Annotated in this window: 17 protein-coding genes; 5 read left to right on the plus strand and 12 right to left on the minus strand. The window is 64.7% G+C overall.

Annotated features, from left to right (window positions below; all coding sequences use genetic code 11):
• Position 1 precedes the first annotated feature (1 nt).
• Both U5A52_RS19535 and U5A52_RS19540 read right to left on the minus strand, forming a co-directional pair.
• The gene (locus U5A52_RS19535; protein WP_321935874.1) at positions 2-1,297 is read right to left on the minus strand and encodes a TolC family protein; all 1,296 of its coding nucleotides are present in this window, start codon (positions 1,295-1,297) and stop codon (positions 2-4) included.
• A 92-nt stretch (positions 1,298-1,389) separates the two neighbouring features.
• Positions 1,390-1,749 carry a hypothetical protein gene (locus tag U5A52_RS19540; RefSeq protein WP_321910993.1) on the minus strand — a complete coding sequence of 120 codons (360 nt, stop codon included), beginning with the start codon at positions 1,747-1,749 and terminating at the stop codon, positions 1,390-1,392.
• A 377-nt stretch (positions 1,750-2,126) separates the two neighbouring features.
• Between U5A52_RS19540 and U5A52_RS19545 the strand changes: the two genes are divergently transcribed.
• A complete protein-coding gene (locus U5A52_RS19545) occupies positions 2,127-3,707 on the plus strand; it encodes an isocitrate lyase (RefSeq protein WP_321910994.1) in 1,581 nt (526 codons plus the stop codon).
• 135 nt (positions 3,708-3,842) lie between these two features.
• Here the strand turns inward: U5A52_RS19545 and U5A52_RS19550 are convergent, their stop codons facing one another.
• Together U5A52_RS19550 and U5A52_RS19555 are read right to left on the minus strand one after the other, a co-directional pair.
• Positions 3,843-4,121, minus strand: a complete 279-nt coding sequence (locus U5A52_RS19550) for a hypothetical protein (RefSeq protein WP_321935875.1) — start codon at positions 4,119-4,121, stop codon at positions 3,843-3,845.
• A 204-nt stretch (positions 4,122-4,325) separates the two neighbouring features.
• Positions 4,326-4,778 carry a septal ring lytic transglycosylase RlpA family protein gene (locus tag U5A52_RS19555; protein WP_415764232.1) on the minus strand — a complete coding sequence of 151 codons (453 nt, stop codon included), beginning with the start codon at positions 4,776-4,778 and terminating at the stop codon, positions 4,326-4,328.
• A gap of 394 nt (positions 4,779-5,172) precedes the next feature.
• Between U5A52_RS19555 and U5A52_RS19560 the strand changes: the two genes are divergently transcribed.
• Positions 5,173-6,435 carry a Zn-dependent hydrolase gene (locus U5A52_RS19560; protein ID WP_415774025.1) on the plus strand — a complete coding sequence of 421 codons (1,263 nt, stop codon included), beginning with the start codon at positions 5,173-5,175 and terminating at the stop codon, positions 6,433-6,435.
• 1 nt (position 6,436) lies between these two features.
• Here U5A52_RS19560 and U5A52_RS19565 read toward each other — a convergent pair whose 3' ends face one another.
• Genes U5A52_RS19565 through U5A52_RS19600 form a run of 8 tightly spaced genes read right to left on the minus strand, consistent with a single transcriptional unit; the run spans position 6,437 to position 14,837 of the window.
• Complete coding sequence (locus U5A52_RS19565; RefSeq protein ID WP_321935879.1) at positions 6,437-7,078, minus strand: nucleotidyltransferase family protein; 642 nt, start codon at positions 7,076-7,078, stop codon at positions 6,437-6,439.
• Positions 7,075-8,172 (minus strand): XdhC family protein, encoded by a 1,098-nt coding sequence (locus tag U5A52_RS19570; protein ID WP_321935880.1) that lies wholly within the window; start codon positions 8,170-8,172, stop codon positions 7,075-7,077. Before U5A52_RS19570 ends, U5A52_RS19565 begins: the two co-directional genes overlap by 4 nt.
• Positions 8,169-9,371, minus strand: a complete 1,203-nt coding sequence (locus tag U5A52_RS19575) for a vWA domain-containing protein (protein WP_321911005.1) — start codon at positions 9,369-9,371, stop codon at positions 8,169-8,171. Before U5A52_RS19575 ends, U5A52_RS19570 begins: the two co-directional genes overlap by 4 nt.
• A complete protein-coding gene (locus U5A52_RS19580; protein ID WP_321911006.1) occupies positions 9,365-10,261 on the minus strand; it encodes a MoxR family ATPase in 897 nt (298 codons plus the stop codon). Before U5A52_RS19580 ends, U5A52_RS19575 begins: the two co-directional genes overlap by 7 nt.
• An 18-nt stretch (positions 10,262-10,279) precedes the next feature.
• The gene (locus U5A52_RS19585; RefSeq protein ID WP_321911007.1) at positions 10,280-10,948 is read right to left on the minus strand and encodes an SRPBCC family protein; all 669 of its coding nucleotides are present in this window, start codon (positions 10,946-10,948) and stop codon (positions 10,280-10,282) included.
• 30 nt (positions 10,949-10,978) lie between these two features.
• Positions 10,979-13,393, minus strand: a complete 2,415-nt coding sequence (locus U5A52_RS19590) for an aerobic carbon-monoxide dehydrogenase large subunit (protein ID WP_321935881.1) — start codon at positions 13,391-13,393, stop codon at positions 10,979-10,981.
• Positions 13,394-13,410: 17 nt separating this feature from the next.
• Positions 13,411-13,941, minus strand: coding sequence for a (2Fe-2S)-binding protein (locus U5A52_RS19595; protein WP_321911010.1), 531 nt, complete (start codon positions 13,939-13,941; stop codon positions 13,411-13,413).
• Between the two features lie 17 nt (positions 13,942-13,958).
• Positions 13,959-14,837 (minus strand): xanthine dehydrogenase family protein subunit M, encoded by an 879-nt coding sequence (locus U5A52_RS19600; RefSeq protein WP_321911012.1) that lies wholly within the window; start codon positions 14,835-14,837, stop codon positions 13,959-13,961.
• A 204-nt stretch (positions 14,838-15,041) separates the two neighbouring features.
• On the opposite strand from U5A52_RS19600, the gene U5A52_RS19605 reads away from it, so the two are divergent.
• From U5A52_RS19605 to U5A52_RS19615, 3 genes are all read left to right on the plus strand, one after another.
• A complete protein-coding gene (locus U5A52_RS19605; RefSeq protein WP_321935882.1) occupies positions 15,042-15,845 on the plus strand; it encodes a LytTR family DNA-binding domain-containing protein in 804 nt (267 codons plus the stop codon).
• A gap of 76 nt (positions 15,846-15,921) precedes the next feature.
• Positions 15,922-16,467, plus strand: a complete 546-nt coding sequence (locus U5A52_RS19610) for a hypothetical protein (protein ID WP_321935883.1) — start codon at positions 15,922-15,924, stop codon at positions 16,465-16,467.
• A gap of 142 nt (positions 16,468-16,609) precedes the next feature.
• The gene (locus U5A52_RS19615; protein WP_321911017.1) at positions 16,610-18,283 is read left to right on the plus strand and encodes an AMP-binding protein; all 1,674 of its coding nucleotides are present in this window, start codon (positions 16,610-16,612) and stop codon (positions 18,281-18,283) included.
• Positions 18,284-18,337 lie beyond the last annotated feature (54 nt).

An 18,337-nucleotide genomic window follows, 5' to 3' on the forward strand; every position in this document is an offset into this window, starting at 1 on the left:
TTCATTCGGCAGTGGCCATCGTCGTTGGCACAACCTGGTATTCAAGCTGGGCCCACGTCTGCGAAACCTCGCGCTTGAGGTCGAGCACCTGAATCTGCGCGTCGAGTTGCGCCCGCCGGGCCGCAAACGTATCGGCGAGCGAACCGGTACCCGCCGTGTAAGCGGCGACTGCGAGTTCGACGCGCTGATCGGCGGCTGGCAACAGGGACTGCGTGAGATTCGCGATGCGTTCGCGGCCGCTGGCGAGGGTTGCCGACTCAGTGCGAATGTCGGCTTGCACCTGCCGGAGCGTGTCTTCGTACATCAGGTGGGCCTTGGTCGCGAGTTCGGCCTTCTCCGATACGTCGCGGTCCTCGCGATCCTTCCGGTTAATGGGCAACGGAATACGCACCCCGACCGACACCATGTTCGAGTACGCGCCACCGCGTTGCTGGTACGCGACTTCCCAGGTCCAGTTGGGGCTGCGCTCGCTGCTGGCGACAGCCGTGCCGGCGTCGGCGACGGCAATGTCATCGGCCGCTGCGACGAGCGCCGGCTGCACGAGCCGGAGTTCGTCCGGTGGCAAGGAAGAGACATACGACTCGGGCGCGGGCGGCTCGCCGGTCACATCGGTCGCGGGTGTCGCCGTCCAGCGCGAGAGAACAATGAGCGCGCTCTGGTAGGTTTGCTGCGCCTTGAGCGCCTGGTCTTGCGTTTGCGCCAGCATGGCCTGGGCTTGGACGACATCGGCGGCCGTCGCCCTCGCTCCCCGGTATGACGCCTTCGTTGCAGCAAGTTCGTGAGTCATATGGCCCAGCAATGCCTGCTGGAGCGCCAGGGCGCGCTTCGCATAGACGGCGCTGAGCCATGCGATGGCGGTCTGCTGGCGAACGTTGGCGAGTTGTGCGAGATAGCCGGCCTGCTCGCGGTTCACCACCTCGCTGGCGAGGTCGGAACGAAGGCGGCGCTTTTCCCGCGAGACCCATTCCTGCTCGATGCCAATGCGCCGCATCGTCATGAAGTCCTGGCCGATGGTGAAGCGCTGCGAGCCATTGATCGGCAGGTTGTCGACGCCGGCCGCGAGCACCGGGTCCGGCAACTGCCCTGCCCGGACCGCAGCTTCGGAACTCGCGTGGACCGACGCTTGCGCGGCCTGCATGGCCGCAGAGTGGCCGGTTGCAGCCTGCAATGCCGCTTCAAGCGTGAAAGGGGCTTCCTGGGCGTTCGCAGCGAAGCCAGGCAGCAGCAGCGCGGCGCAAATCGGGAGCGCGCGCAGGGACGCACGCCGGCATCGCGGCGTGCCAATAGTGAAAGGCATGTTCTAACCCCAACGGGGGAGTCCCAATGGAACTCCACGTCCTGGACACAGGACGACCTCGCCGCAAACGCGGCGAACCAGTCAAACGAGGGTTAGATAGCTTGGGGAGGTCGCCAGAGACCGGCCGGCACGTGAGCGGCGAAGGACTCGGCGTAGTGGAAGACGACTTGCCTTGCGACAGCCATGGGATGGCTAACGCTCGCCTGCGCGGGAGGGTAATAGATGCTCGCGAACTGACACTGGGCCGTGGCCTTGCAGAAGCCGCCCTTGGCCTTGCTCGCCGGCGACGACTTCATCATGTCGCAGCCGGACATCGCGGCAGATGCGGCGCCGTCGTGCATCGGCATCGACTGCTGCATCGGACATTCGCCGGCCATGCCAGTGGCTGCCAGCCCGCTCAGGGGCAGCATCGCGCACAGCAGCAAGACGAGAAGGGTCCGAAGAATTTTCATGGCAGTGAGTATCGCCGGGCGATTCTATCGTGTTTGCGTTCAATTTGTCCGAATGCCCGGTCGCACTGACCTTTCGGCGCCGCGCGCCCTGCCCCGGCCTCCGGCAAACGAAAGCGCGCTTCACATTGTGAAATGTCTCGCGAATTTCTCGGTCGACGCATTTTCGCATCGTGAAAACATGTTCTGCAGCGCAAAAACTGTCGACTATCTTATTGATAAATAAAGAATAAATAAGTCATGTGTCTTATATAAGACCTTGCTGCGACGCATCACGAAGCCCCTACAATTGAGTCATCCAGTTCGCTTCGACAGACGCAGCGGCACGCTGAACCGGTTATTCAAACGCGCTTCACTCTTCAGAAACTCAGGAGATTCTCATGGCCCAATATCAAGACGACATCAAGGCAATTGCTGGCTTGAAAGAGCAACAAGGCAGCGCCTGGAACGCGATCAATCCCGAATCGGCCGCACGCATGCGTGCGCAGAACAAGTTCAAGACGGGTCTGGACATCGCGAAGTACACCGCGAAGATCATGCGCGCCGACATGGCCGCCTACGACGCCGATCCTTCGAAGTACACGCAGTCGCTGGGCTGCTGGCACGGCTTCATCGGCCAGCAGAAGATGATCTCCATTAAGAAGCACTTCAACAGCACCGAGCGCCGTTACCTCTATCTGTCCGGCTGGATGGTGGCCGCGCTGCGCTCCGAGTTCGGCCCGCTGCCGGACCAGTCGATGCACGAGAAGACCTCGGTCAGCGCCCTGATTCGCGAGCTGTACACGTTCCTGCGCCAGGCCGACGCCCGTGAACTCGGCGGCCTGTTCCGCCAGCTCGACGCGGCAGAAGGCGCCGCCAAGGCCGCGATCCAGGAGAAGATCGACAACCACGTCACCCACGTCGTGCCGATCATCGCCGACATCGACGCCGGTTTCGGCAACGCGGAAGCCACCTACCTGCTCGCCAAGCAGTTCATCGAAGCCGGCGCATGCTGCATCCAGATCGAAAACCAGGTGTCCGACGAAAAGCAGTGCGGCCACCAGGACGGCAAGGTCACCGTGCCGCACGAGGACTTCCTCGCCAAAGTCCGCGCGATCCGCTACGCCTTCCTTGAACTGGGCGTGGACGACGGCATCATTGTGTGCCGTACCGACTCGCTGGGCGCGGGCCTCACCAAGCAGATCGCCGTGACCCACACGCCGGGCGACCTGGGCGACCAGTACAACTCGTTCCTCGATTGCGAGGAACTGTCGGCCGACGCACTGGGCAATGGCGACGTCATCATCAAGCGCGACGGCAAGCTGCTGCGTCCGAAGCGCCTGCCGAGCAACCTGTTCCAGTTCCGCGCCGGCACGGGCGAAGCACGCTGCGTGCTCGATTGCGTCACCGCCCTGCAAAACGGCGCCGACCTGCTGTGGATCGAAACGGAAAAGCCGCATATCGCCCAGATCGCGGGCATGGTCAACGAGATTCGCAAGGTCATTCCGAACGCCAAGCTGGTGTACAACAACAGCCCGTCGTTCAACTGGACGCTGAACTTCCGTCAGCAGGCGTATGACGCGATGAAGGCCGCAGGCAAGGACGTGTCGGCATACGACCGCGCCCAGCTGATGAGCGTGGAATATGACCAGAGCGAACTGGCAGCCATCGCCGACGAAAAAATCCGGACCTTCCAGGCCGACGCGGCGCGCGAAGCCGGCATCTTCCACCACCTGATCACGCTGCCGACGTACCACACCGCCGCGCTGTCGACCGACAACCTGGCCAAGGAATACTTCGGCGACCAGGGCATGCTCGGTTATGTGGCTGGCGTGCAGCGCAAGGAAATCCGTCAGGGCATCGCCTGCGTCAAGCACCAGAACATGTCCGGCTCGGATATCGGCGACGACCACAAGGAGTATTTCAGCGGCGAAGCGGCGCTGAAAGCCGCAGGGAAAGACAACACGATGAACCAGTTCTGAAGCCCGCAATCCTTCAGGCAAAACGCCAGCCCATTGAGGCTGGCGTTTTTTATTTGTCCGGCATTTCGCTGCAGACGCGCCTGAGCGGGCCCGTCTGCCGTTCAGCCGTTCAGCCGTCAGTGCATGCCAGTGCGCTTACTCGGCAGCGGTGCGCGCCGGCTTCGCCGAATGCTTCTTGTGGTGATGGTGGTGAGCGCCCTTGTGCTTGGCATTCTTGTGCGGCGCATTCTCACGAACCGCGTGCGCGTCCTGTTCGACGACGGGCTGCTGCGCCTGAGCGTCCCGTGCATGTTGCTCGATCTGCGAAGCGACATTGGCGTCGTGGGTCGTGACGATGCCGTTTTGCGGCGTCTGTGCCGATGCTGCGCCTGTAACGAACAACGAAGCGAGCAGCGCAAAGGAGATTTTCTTCATGGTCGGTTTCTTCACGTTATTGATGATCGCGAGCCGTCCAGCAAATAATGCCGCGGCGCGCGACCGGATTATCCACCGACACGCAAATGAAAAGTGTCAAGGAAATTCAGACGATCGAACTTTGCTCCAAAGCGGCTACCAATCTCATTAATTCCGCACGCGAGGCAAAGTCAAAAAAGGAATTCCGAGTTGCCCTTTTCGTCGTCAGTCGTGTGATCCGTCGGCCCCGGAATACGCGAGCGTCATTTTTCCAAAGCGTTCTATCCGGACCTGCTTCGAATGTGCGTAGGGCAAGCCGAGCGCCTTCGCCGCCGCCCATGACAGATCGATGATCCGCCCTGCGATGAACGGCCCTCGATCGTTGATGCGCACGACGACCGACCTGCCCGTAGCCAGCGACGTGACACGCACCCACGTGCCAAGCGGCAGCGTGCGATGGGCGGCCGTCAACGCGCCGCCGTTGTAGCGTTCGCCACTGGCCGTCCGGCGCCCCTGGAACTTCGACGCGTACCACGACGCCTCGCCTGACTGCAGTGCGCTGCCTGTCGCCCGGGAATGGCTTGCCAGTATCGTTGCGTCCGCATCGTCAGCCGTGTCGTTCTCAGCCAATGGTGCGCTGGACGAGGATGCAGGGTCGGCGAGCGTGTTGTTTGTCACCGGATGATCGCGCGGAAGCTGCGCGCACGCGGCAACCAGGCCGCAAATTCCCAGTATTCCCAGATAGCGAAGCGATATCACGATAGAAGTCCGTCAACGAAAGGACGTTCTAACGGTCTCAAAAAAATTGGCGTTGACGATATGCCTCCACTCAATCGGATCTTTAACCATTACTTGCACTTCACATGCGGAAATCGTTTCGAAGGTATTTATTCTTCGACATATATTGACATTTCGAAAGGGGTCCGAATCATTGCCCTGGAAAATCGCTGAGGAGCTAGACTCGACGCCCTGCTGAAAAAATATCGCGACAAAACCGGAGCCACGCGCCGCTCGCGCCATCGCGCCCCGGCCAGGCGGCGTGATGCTAGGATTGCCGCTTGCCCATTGACACATGCCCCGGAGCGAGCCCGTGCACGCCGACTTCCCACGCATCAACCCGCTTCGCCTGCTCGACGATCTCAAGACGTTGCGCAGCTTCGGCGCCACTGGCCCCGGCGTGGTCCGCCTCGCGCTTTCGCCCATCGATCTGGAGGCGCGCCGCTGGCTCGCCGCGCGCATGAGCGACGCAGGGCTCGACGCGACCATCGACGGCGTGGGCACCGTGTTCGGACGTTCGCGCAAGCCGGGCCCCGCGCTCGTGATCGGCTCGCACACCGACACCCAGCCGACCGGCGGCTGGCTCGACGGCGCGCTCGGCGTGATCTATGGCATCGAAATCGCGCGCGCCCTGGGCGAATGCGCTGCAACGCGCGACTTCGCGGTCGACGTTGCGTCGTGGATCGACGAAGAAGGGACGTTTTCAGGTTTCCTTGGCAGCCGAAGCTTCGTGGGCGAAGCAATCGACACTTCATTGCACAGCGCGCGCAATCAAGAAGGTCTACTGCTCGGCGACGCACTCGCGCAGGCCGGCCTCGCGAATCTGCCGCGCGTCACGCTCGATCGCACGCGGCAACGCGCGTATCTCGAACCGCATATCGAGCAAGGCGGGCGGCTTGAAGCATCGGCGAAATCGATTGGCATCGTGACGACGATCGTCGGCATTCGCGAGTTTCAGTTGTGCTTCACCGGGCAGCGCAATCACGCAGGCACGACGCCGATGTCGATCCGGCGCGACGCGGGGGCGGCGCTGGTCGCGTTCATCGCGCGTATTGACGACGCGTTTGGCCGGCTGGCGGACGCCGATACGGTGTGGACCGTCGGGCGCATCGATCTCGATCCGGGTTCGTACAGCGTCGTGCCAGGCAAGGCGCTGATGAACCTGCAGTTCCGCGATGCGAATCCCGAGCGCCTGCATGCAATGGAACGTGCGCTTGTTGAGTTAGTCGATGCCTGGAACACGCAACACGCCGTGCATGCGGAGCTGATCGTGTGCGAGGGTGCCGAGGAACCGGTCACGATGGATCGTGAGTTGCAGCAGCGACTCGAAGAAGCGGCCGAAGCACTCGCGCCCGGACAGTGGACGGATATGCCAAGCGGCGCGTCGCATGACGCACAGGTCATCGCGCCTCACATTCCTGCCTGCATGCTGTTCGTGCCGAGCATCGGCGGCGTCAGTCACGATTTCATCGAGGACACCGAGGAGAAACATATCGTCCTCGGCTGCGAGGTGGCAGCGCGGGCGGCGGCGGGAATCGTGGCGGCTTTGCGGCGCTGATTCAGGGGTTGTGTACGCGTGCGTCGTTGGCCACCCCGCCCTCCACTCGCGCAACAACGCTCTGGTAGTCGGCGGGCGTATCCATGTCGACGCAAAAGCGATCGTGCGCCGCTTCGTGGAGAAACACCTCGGCGCTGTGCTCGGCGATCAGCTTGCGGCAGCCCGGATTCACGCGGCCGCCCACGACCTCGGGGCAATAACTCGACGCAAACACCACAGGATTGCCTCGTGCGCCCTGGAACATCGGCACCAGGATCGATCCGTAGGGCATCGAAGCGTAAGCCTCGACAAGTTCACGATAGTCGGCCGCTTCGAGCAGCACCTGGTCGGCGAGGCAAATCATCACGGCGTCGCACGGCGCCTGCAGCGCGGCGACGCCGCTCGCGACCGACGTCATCTGTCCTTCCCGGTAGCGTGGGTTCCCCTGGAAGCGCACGTCGATGCCCTCGAGCGCTTCGAACACGGCTCGGCCGTTGAATCCGGTCACGACGACAATCTCCTCGGGCTGTGCCGCAACGATTGCGCGCACCACGCGCCGCACGGCTGGCTCGCCGCCCACCGGCAGCAACAGCTTGTGGCGGCCCGCCATGCGCGTGGACAGGCCCGCCGCGAGCACGACAGCCGAAAATGTCGCACGGCTCATCGCGCCTCCTTGTGGAGATCGTCCGGGCAACCGGCAGCGCCTGGTACGGCGCTCAGATAACGCTCGGGTGCGCGCTCGAACTCGGCCTTGCAACAGTCGCAGCAGAAGTACACCTTGTGGCCGCCATATTCGACCACATGTTTCGCGTTCGCCATCTCGACGCTCATCCCGCACACGGGGTTCACGTAGCGCCCCGCCTGTGCCTGCACGGGTGGCGCGCCGAGCGCCTCGCACGGCGGCAAGGGCGGTACGGTTTCGGTGGCGATCGTGGCCGTCGGCGGCTCGGCCTGCGCGCGCGCTGCCGCCTCGGCTATCTCATGCCGCAGCGCGACCAGTCCCGCCACGGCGCCAAGCGCAATCTCCTGCGGCGTATGCGCATGGATCGCCGGCCCAGCGGGTGCATGCAGCGCCGCGAGCCGCCCTTCGTCGATGCCGCGCAGTCGCATTGCGTCGCGCAGCCGTTCAGCCTTTTTGTGGCTCGCGATCAGGAGCACCGCCACGGCGGCGCTGCGCAACGCGGCTTCGAGCGCATCCTCGTCGCGCTCGCCTTGCGTCGCGATCAGCACGAACGACGTGCCGGCGCGGTCCAGCGCCGCGGCGTCGAAGCCCGCTTGCCCGGCGCGCGCAACCTCGGCCGCCAGGCTCGCGCGAAACCCGACGCGCCGTGCGAGCACACAGGCCTCGTGTGCGGCGGGCGTTGCACCGAGCACGGCCACGAGCGGCGCGGGCACGGTGGGCTGGATGAAGAGCTCCAGCGCGCCGTTGCTCGCGCACGGCATGGCATGCGCCTCGACTTCGGCGTCGGCTGGCCCCGGTTCGTTGCTGATCCGCACGCGCCGCGGCTGCCCCGTGCGCATCGACTGGCGCGCGGCCTCGATGACGATCGTCTGCGAGCAGCCCCCGCCGACCCAGCCATGCAGCGCGCCGCTCGCCTCCACGAGCGCCTGGGCGCCGACGCACGTCGAGGTTGGCGGCGCCGCACGGATCACGGTGACGACCGCGAACGGCGCGCCTGCATCGATCAGCCGCTGCTCGAGCTGCAGCAAATCCGCGGCGTCAGGAAGGGTCTCGCTCGATTCGGCATGAACATTCATTGCAGCGCCTCGAGAATTTGAGGAAAGATCCGTTCGAGCCCCGCGAGGTCGCGGGCGCCGGCAAACAGGTCGAGATGCGGCAGCGCGGCCTGCATGCCCGCGCTGACTGGCTGGAATCCGGAACGCTCGGCGAGCGGGTTGAGCCAGACGAGCGAGTGGCAGCGCCGCCGGATCGCGGCGAGCGACTCGCCGAGCTGTGTCACGTCGCCGGCGTCGTAGCCGTCGCTGACGATCACGACCGCGGTGCGCGCATGCAGCAGGCGCGGCGCGTAATGCTCGTTAAAACCGGCGAGACTCTCGCCGATGCGCGTCCCGCCCGCCCAGCCCTCGGAGATCTGGTGCAGGCGCTCCTGGGCGCGGCGCGGATCGGGGTCGCGCAGCGCTTCGTCGACGCAGACGAGCCGCGTATGGAAAACGAAGCTGTGCACGTCGGGCAACCGCCCGCTCAGCACGCGCGCGAGCCGCAGGAAAAAGAAGCTGTAGAGGCTCATCGAGCGGCTCACGTCGAGCAGCATGATGATGCGCGGGCGCTGCCTGCGCTTGCGCCGCCAGCCTAGTTCGACCGGCAGCCCGCCGCGCGAAACGCTGCGGCGCAGGGTCCAGCGCAGATCGATCGTGCGCCCGAGGCTCGCGCGCTGCTCGCGGCGCATCTGGATGCCGCGCAGGCGCAGGGCGAAGCGGCGGATGGCGTCGTCGATGGCGAAGAGTTCGCTGCGGTCGTTCAGGTGGCGGAAGTCTGCGTGGGTTAGCGACGCTGTGTGCGTCGCGCCTTCGTTCGCGGCTGCGCCCTCTTGCGCCGCGCCGCCGCCGCTGCCTGCGAGCGAAATCGGCGTGCCCTCGCTCGCATCGCGCGGCCCACTGGCTGCGTCGTCGCACGCAAGCGGCCCCGCGCCGCCAGCACGGGTTTCGGCGAGCTTGCGCCGGTTCGGCGCAAGGAAATACGCGTCGAACAAATCGTCGAAGCGGCGCCACTCCTGCGCGCGCGAGCACAGCAGCGCACGCAGGCTCCAGCGCAGCACATCGCGCTCGGTCTGTCCCATGCGTTGCACCACTTCGAGCATGGCGGCAACGTCAGCGTTCGTTACGCAAAACGCATTCGTGCGCAGCCAGCCCGCGAAGCCCGCATAGCGCGCAACGAGGTGATCGGCGAGATCGTGCGGCACTTCGCCTGGCCGGGTGCTGTCGATTCCGGTCAGCATGACGCCACCAGTTTTTCAACCACCGGCCGCGTGAGACTGGCCTGATCCTCGCGCGTTTTTACGAGCGCCGCGAGCGAATCCATCACGCGGTCCACCCCGTCTTCGTCGAGCGCACTCACGCCAAGGCGCAGCAGCGCGGCCACCCAGTCGAGCGTTTCCGCGAGGCCCGGTTTGCGGCGCAGGGCCATTTCGCGCACTGCATGCACGAATTCGACGATCTGCGCCGCCAGCGCCTCCGGCACTTCGGGCACCTGGGTCCGCACGATCATGAGTTCGCGCTGGAACGACGGATAGTCGACGTACTGGTAAAGGCAGCGGCGGCGTAGCGCATCGGAGATCTCGCGCGTGCCGTTCGAGGTCAGGATCACATAGGGCCGCTCGCTCGCGCGGATCACGCCAAGCTCGGGAATCGAAAGCTGAAAATCCGAAAGCAGCTCGAGCAGGTAGGCCTCGAACGCCTCGTCGGTGCGGTCGATTTCGTCGATCAGCAGCACGGGCGCGGGCGTAGTCGTAATGGCTTCGAGCAGTGGGCGCTTGAGCAGATAGCGCTCGGAGAAAATGTCCTGTTCCTTGTCGCGCAGCGGCCGCGCGTCCTGCTCGAAGAGCTTGATGGCCAGCAGCTGGTGAACATAGTTCCACTCGTAAAGCGCCGCGTGCGCGTCGAGTCCTTCGTAGCATTGCAGGCGGATCAGCGGGGCGTCGAGCAGGCGCGCCAGTGCCTTCGCGACCTCCGTCTTGCCCACGCCCGCTTCACCCTCCAGCAGCAGCGGGCGGCGCATTTCCATCGTGAGCAGCAGCGCCGCCGCGAAGCTGCGCTCCACGATGAACCGGTGGGCCGCCAGCTGCGCCTGCAGCGCGAGGACGTCCGGCATGCGGTCGATCGACGTCATGGCGTCCCTCAGTGGCCCTCAGCGGCCCTGCGCCTTGCGTGTGAAGTGAGCGCGCAGCCAGTCGCGCACGATGGCCCACATGAACGCAATGCCGTTCAGCTCGGCGGCTTGCGCGGGCGGCGCCGCGGCCGCTCGTGCAACCGGAGCCATTGCCGTCGCCTCGTCGGGCGCAGTGGCCCCGCCAACCGCGTCCGCTTCAGCGCCCGGCGCATCAGGCGCACCCTGCGGCGGCGCCATGGCGCTCAGCCGAGCCGAAAAGTTCGCGACAAACTGCTTGAGCAACTGCTCCGACACCGGCCCCATGAGCCGGCCGCCCAGCGCGGCGGCCTTGCCGCTCATCGTCACTTCGCTCTTGCCGGTCAGCGTGCAGGTCTCGCCCGTGGGTTCCACACTGGCCGTGAGATCCATCGTCGCCGCCGAGCTGCCGGTCGAATCCGTGCCTTTGCCGAGCAGATGCAGGCTGCGCGCCGCGGCGTCGAGCGCGAGCACTTCGATATCGCCCTTGAACGACATCGTCGCCGGCCCGAGCCGCACCGTGATGGTTCCTTTGTAGTGCGTATCGTCCACACGCTCGGTGATCTTCGCGCCCGGCATGCAGCCGGCCACCGCCTCGATATCCTGCATCAGCGCCCAGGCGCGGTCCGCGCTCGCATCGAGCGGAAATGCCTTGTCGAGTACGACTTTCATTCCGGATTCCTCATCATCAATCGCTTCGACTCAGGCGGGCCGCGTCAATCCGAGTTCGCGGCACTGCTGCCACACGCGGTACGCGTTGTGCGGCATGTTCATGTGCGTCACGCCGAGATGCGCGAAGGCATCGACCACCGCTGACGTGAAGCACGGAATCGAGCCCACGTGCGGCGATTCGGCCACGCCCTTTGCGCCGATCGGGTGATGCGGCGAAGGCGTCACCGTGAAGTCCGTTTCCCAATGCGGCGTTTCCACGGCCGTCGGCACGAAGTAGTCAAGCAGCGTCGCGCCGAGCAGATTGCCCGCTTCGTCATAGGGCAGTTCCTGGCCCAGCGCCACCGCAAAACCTTCGGTCAGGCCGCCATGAATCTGCCCTTCGATGATCATCGGGTTGATCCGCGTGCCGCAGTCGTCGAGCGCGTAGAAGCGGCGCACGCGGATCTCGCCGGTGTAGCGGTTGATGTCGAGCACGCACACGTAGGCGCCGAACGGAAACGTAAAGTTGGGCGGATCGTAATAGTCGACGGCCTCGAGGCCCATCTCCAGCCCTTCGGGAACGTTGTTATACGCCGCCCACGCCACTTCCTTCACGGTCTTGAACTGGTCGGGCGAGCCCTTCAGCACGAAGCGATCCAGATCGAATTCAACATCGTCCGGGCTCGCTTCGAGCAGATGCGCGGCGATACGGCGCGCCTTCTCGCGAATCTTGCGCGAAGCGCGCGCGACCGCGGCGCCCGCAACCGGCGTCGAGCGCGAGCCATAGGTGCCGAGCCCGTACGGCGCCGTGGCGGTATCGCCCTCTTCCACGGTGATTTTCGAGGCCGGAATGCCCGCCTCCGACGCAATGATTTGCGCGTAGGTGGTCTGGTGCCCCTGGCCCTGCGTGATCGTGCCCATGCGCGCGATGGCCGAGCCGTCCGGATGCACGCGGATCTCGCAGGAATCGAACATGCCCACGCCAAGGATGTCGCACATTTTCGACGGCCCCGCCCCGACGATCTCGGTGAAGTTCACGAGGCCGATGCCCATGAGCCACTCCGCATCCGGGTCTGCGCGGCGTTGCGCCTGCTCCGCGCGCAGCGCGTCGTAATCGACAGCGGCCAGCACCTTTTTCAGCGCCGTTTCGTAGTCGCCCGAATCGTATTCGAGGCCAAGCGGCGTCGTGTACGGGAACTGCTCCTTCGCAATGAAATTGCGCAAGCGGATCTCGGCCTTGTCGATGCCGAGCTTTTGCGCCAGCACATCGACCATCCGCTCGATCAGGTAGACGGCCTCGGTCACGCGGAACGAACAGCGGTACGCAACCCCGCCCGGAAACTTGTTCGTGTACACGCCGTCGACGCTGACGAACGCATTCGGGATCGCATACGAGCCCGTGCAGACGTGGAACATGCCTGCGGGCCACTTGGTCGGGTCGGCGCACGCGTCAAACGCGCCGTGGTCGGCCACCACATTCACACGCAGCGCCTTGATGCGGCCGTCCTTGTCGGCGGCCAGTTCGCCGGTCATGTGATAGTCGCGCGCGAATGCGGTGCTCGAGAGATTCTCGTTGCGCGACTCGATCCACTTGACCGGACGCCCGAGCACGATGGACGCGACAATCGACGTCACGTAGCCCGGATACACGCCGACCTTGTTGCCGAAGCCGCCGCCGATATCGGGCGAGATGATGCGGATATTCGACTCCGGAATCGACGAGAGCAGCCCGACCACGGTGCGCACGACATGAGGCGCCTGCGAGGTGATGTAGACCGTGAGATCGCCACGCACCTTGTCGAACGACGCGACGCAGCCGCAGGTTTCGAGCGGGCACGGATGCACGCGCGGATACGCGATATCCTGCTTGACCGTGACCTCCGCGCTCTCGAACATGCGGTCCGTCTTGTCGCGGTCGCCCATCGTCCACGTGAAAATATGATTAGGATGCCTGCGTGCACCATGTGCGCCGGTATCCTTGTCGCGGATGTCCTCGCGAATCACGGGCGCGTCGGGCTCCAGCGCCTTCATGGGATCGACGAGCGCGGGCAATTCTTCGTACTCGACCTCGACGAGTTCGGCCGCATCGGCCGCAACGTAGCGGTCGTCCGCCACCACGAACGCGACTTCCTGATTCTGGAAGCAGACTTTTTCGTCGGCGAGCACGGCCTGCACGTCGCCTGCGAGCGTCGGCATCCAGTGCAGCTTGAGCGGCTTGAGGTCGTCCGCCGTGAGCACGGCGTGCACGCCCGGATGCGCGAGCGCGCGCGACTTGTCGATGCGCTTCACGCGTGCGTGGGCGTAAGGACTGCGCACCATCACGCCGAACAGCATGCCCGGCATCTTGATGTCGTCCACGTAGCTGCCCTTGCCCTGGATGAAACGCGGGTCCTCGCGGCGCTTGCGCGAGCAGCCCATGCCTTCGAGCGCGGCGAGACGCTCGAGATTGGCGTCGAGATTGCCCATGACGTGTCTCCCGGCGCTCAGTGCGCTTGTGCCGCGCCCGCTTCGATGAGCGGATGCGAGGTTTCAACCGCTTCGCCGCGCAGCTTGCGCGCCGCGTACTGCACGGCCTTCACGATGTTCTGATAGCCCGTGCAGCGGCACAGGTTCCCCGCCATCCAGTAGCGGATTTCCGCTTCGGTCGGATCGGGGTTCTCCTGCAGCAGGCGGTACGCGCGCATTAGCATGCCCGGCGTGCAGAAGCCGCATTGCAGCCCGTGCTCCTGCATGAAGCCCTCCTGCAGCGCATGCAGCGTGCCGCCTTGCGCGAGCCCTTCGACCGTGCGCACTTCCGCGCCCTGAGCCTGCACGGTGAGCAGCGTGCAGGACTTCACGGACATGCCGTTGAAATCGACCGTGCAAGCGCCGCAATGCGACGTCTCGCAACCGATATGCGGCCCGGTGTGCTGGCATTTTTCGCGCAGCGTGTGAATCAGCAGTTCGCGCGGCTCGACGACGACGTCGACCTCGCTGCCGTTGAGGCTGAACGACACCATGGTTTTGCTGGCCATTTCGCGTTCTCCGTGAGTCAGGGGCGTGCCGGGTTCGTGGCCCGTTCGTAAGCGGTAGTGAGCGCCCTGCGGGTCATTTCGCCCGCCATCGCGCGCTTGTAGTCGGCGTCGCCGCGCAGATCCTCCACCGGATCGCAAGCCGCCATGGCGAGCCGCGCGGCTTCGTCGAGCGCGCGTGCGTCGAACGGCTTGCCGATGAGCGCCTGCTCGGCGTCCACCGCGCGGATCACCGTGTCGCCGACATTTGTCAGAGCAATGCGCGCATGCTCGACGTTGCCGCCGGCCAGGCGCAACGTCACAGCCGCCGCTGCGGTTGCGAAGTCGCCGGTCTTGCGCTTGAGCTTCGCATAGCAGTAGCCGGTGCCGGGCGGCGGCACGGGAATGCGGATGCCCGTCATGATCTCGCCCGGCTCGAGCAGCGTCGCATAGGTGCCGACGAAGAAGCCGTCCGCGCTCACCACGCGCTCGCCCGCCGCACCCTGCAGCACGAACGACGCGTCGAGCGCGATCATCAACGCGGGATGGTCATTGCCAGGATCGCCGTGCGAGAGATCGCCGCCCAGCGTGCCGCGATAGCGCACCTGCGGGTCGGCAATCTGCCGCGCGCCCTCGACAATCAGCGGGCAGCGCGCCTGCAGCACCGCCGACCAGATCAGCTCGTTCTCGGTTGTCATCGCGCCGATCCACAGCGCGCCGTTTTCCTCGCGAATGCCCTTGAGTTCGGCGAGCCGCCCGAGATCGATCAGATGATCGGGCTGCGCGAAGCGCAGCTTCATCATCGGCAGCAGGCTATGGCCGCCCGCGAGCAGCTTGGCCGTTTCGCCGTGCGTGCCGAGCAGCGCGAACGCCTCGGACAAGGTTTGTGGAGCGTGGTATTCGAATGGGCGGGGAATCACACTAGTCTCCTTGTTGGCATCGTCCTGCAGTTCAGGATTTCACAATGCAACGCAGCAATTCAACGGGATTTCGCGAACGGCGTTCTGGTTGCGCCGGGTGCCGGAAAACTTGCGCGAAAAGGGGAAAGGACATAAAACGGAGGCAGCGTCCCGCCGCCGCAAACGCCGCGCACAACGCCGCGGCCGCATCGGGGAGAACCCTGGATGAAACCGTTCGAGCACGCCATGCCGACCACCGACGCGCGCCGCGCCGAGTCTTTTCAGCACCGCCTGGAGCAGTTCAATCCGGGTGTGGTGTGGCTCGACGCGCAGGGGCGCGTCAGCGCGTTCAACGACGTCGCGCTGCAAATTCTCGGCCCCGCGGGCGAGCAGTCGCTGGGCGTTGCCCAGGACAAGCTGTTCGGCATTGACGTCGTGCAGCTGCACCCGGCAAAAAGCCGCGACAAGCTGCGCTTCCTGCTGCAGTCGCGCGACGCCGGCGGCTGCCCCGTGAAGTCGCCGCCGCCGGTCGCGATGATGATCAACATTCCCGACCGCCTTCTCATGCTCAAGGTCTCGCGCATGTCGGACATGAACGGCACGTGCGGTACCTGCATGATCTTTTACGACCTCACCGACCTGACGACCGAGCCCTCCTCCGAGTCGCATGCCGGCGCGCCCACGCCGCCGCGGCGGCTCTTCAAGATTCCGGTGTACCGCAAGAACCGCGTGATCCTGATCGACCTGAAGGACATCGTGCGTTTTCAGGGCGACGGCCACTACACGACGATCGTCACGAAGGACGATCGCTACCTCTCCAACCTCTCGCTCGCCGACCTCGAGCTGCGGCTCGACAGCAACTCGTTTGTGCGCGTGCATCGCAGCCATATCGTCAACCTGCCGTACGCCGTGGAACTCGTCAAAGCCGATGACAGCGTGAACCTCGTGATGGACGACGGCGAACGCAGCGTCGTGCCGGTGAGCCGGTCTCGCGCCGCACAATTGAAAGAGTGGCTGGGCGTGGTTTGAACGCCAGCGCCGATCGTTTCACGCCAGCCGGCCAGACGCATTCGTCCTAGAATCAATATCAGGGGGGCGAGGCGTGATGAATCGCGAAGTGGTCACTGGGCTACTGTGCGGCGCACTGCTTGCCGGCTGTGTGTCGGCCGGCGTCGAGGTGAGGCCCGAGCAGATGGCGAACTTCCGGCACGGCGTGACAACCTTGCAAGACGTGACAGCCGTGCTCGGCCCGCCGTCGGTCGAGACCGCGCTGGACGACGGCTCGACGCTGCTCGTCTACACCTATGTCACGTCACGTCCGCACCCGGAAAGCTATATCCCGTTCATCGGTTCGCTGGTCGCTGGCGCGGATACACATTCGTCTGCGGCGGTGTTCCTGTTCGATTCGCGGGGGCTGCTAAAAAGCGCCAACACCACGAGTTCGAACGTCGGCACAGGCATGACCGCCGCCCACACCGCGCAGCCCAGAGCGAGCGCGCCAGTCTCCGAGGCGCCCGTTGTGACCAAAAGTGTCGCGCCGCCCGTCGTTCAAACCGTCGAGCCGACGCCGGAAGAAGACCTCGAGCCTGCGTCGCAACTGCCCAGAGAACCTCAACCGGAAAATGGCATTCAGCTGGCCCCCGCCGAATAGCCATCGCCCTTCGCGCACGAATGCGCATCGATTCGCATGCGTACGTGCGCTACAGCACACTTGGCAAGTCACCGCGAGAATACGCTAGGAGTCCAAAATTAGAATCAGCGAACGCCAAAGCGACCCCGCAGCGGAGGACAACATGTCGAACTTGCCCTGGCTTTCGCAATATCCCGCCGGCGTTGCGGCAGACGTCAACCTCAATGACTACCCCTCGATGGCAGCCCTCCTGGAGCACGCCGTCGCCCGCTTTGGCGACCGTGTCGCCTTTCATCAGTTCGGTGTGGATCTCACCTATCGTCAGCTGGAAGAGGACTCCGCGCGCCTCGCCGCCTGGTTCCAGAAAGACCTTGGTCTCCAGCCCGGGGACCGCATTGCACTGATGTTGCCGAACTCCCTGCAACACCCCATCGCAATGTTTGCCGCGCTGCGGGCCGGGCTCACCGTGGTCAACGTGAATCCGCTCTACACCGCGCCGGAACTGGCGAATTTGATCGGGGATTCCGGTGCGCGTGCGATCGTGGTCATGGAAGTTTCCGCGGCCACGCTCGAGCAGGCGCTCGTCCACGCCGCCATCGAACACGTGATCGTCGCGCGCGTGGCGGAGATGCAGCGCTTCCCGAGATCCATCCTCGTCGACTATGTCGTGCGAAAAAAGAAAAAGCTCGTTCCGCACTGGACGATTCCCGGTGCGATCGCCTTCAAGACCGCCATGACCGCCCGCCCCGCCACGGACTTCACGAAGCCGGCGCTGAACCGCGAGACAAGGGCGTTCCTGCAATACACCGGCGGCACGACCGGCGAACCCAAAGGGGCCGTGCTCACGCACGGCAACGTGCTCGCCGATGTGCTGATCTTTGCCGCGTGGGTCCAACCGGTGTTTCGCGAGAGCGGCGAAATCACGCTCATCGCCCTGCCCCTGTACCACGTGGCCGCTCTGGTGTGCCAATGCCTCGTTTCGTTGCATCTGGGCACCCGCTGCGTTCTGGTCATGAACCCACGCGATATTCCTTCGCTCGTGAAGGACTTTGTCACGCATCGGCCAACCGTGTTCGGCGGCCTCAACACGCTATTCACGGCGCTGATGAACAACGAGAATTTTCGCGCGCTCGACTTCTCCTCGTTGCGCAGCACCTTCGGGGGAGGCACCGCGACCCAGCCTGCCGTTGCCGAGCGCTGGCAGAAAGTGACGGGCTGCCCGGTGGTGGAAGCCTACGGGCTATCTGAAGCCGCCGGCGCGGTGACGGCCAATCCCGTCACGCAAACGGCCTTCGAAGGCACGATCGGCGTGCCGCTGCCATCCATGCGCATTGAAATCCGCGACGAACGCGGCGCGGCCGTCTGCGCCGGCATGCCGGGCGAAATCTGCGTTGCAGGACCGGTAATCATGCAGGGCTACTTCAACCGGCCGGAGGAAACGGCCCAGGCGATCGGCACCGATGGATTCTTCTCGACCGGCGATATCGGGATCATGGACGAGCGCGGTGTGATCCGGATTGTCGACCGCAAGCGGGACATGATTCTGGTCTCCGGTTTCAACGTCTACCCGAACGAGGTGGAGGGCGTGCTGTTTCGGCATCCCGGCATTCTGGAAGTCGCGGTCGTGGGTGTGGTGGATGAGCAATCTGGTGAGACGCCTGTCGCCTTCGTGGTGAAAAAAGAACCCAGGCTGACCGAGGCGGACGTGATCGAGTTTGCGCGCACCAGTCTCACCGCTTACAAAGTGCCGAAGCACGTGGTCTTCGTGAACGATTTGCCGAAAACGCCGGTTGGGAAAGTGCTGCGGCGGCAGTTGCGAGACCGGCTGGCCGTGTAGCGCGGCGTTGCTATTCAGCGGTGGCATAATCCAGACGAACGGGCAGTCGTGCCC

This window comes from Paraburkholderia sp. J8-2, assembly GCF_905220195.1.
Lineage (GTDB): Bacteria > Pseudomonadota > Gammaproteobacteria > Burkholderiales > Burkholderiaceae > Paraburkholderia.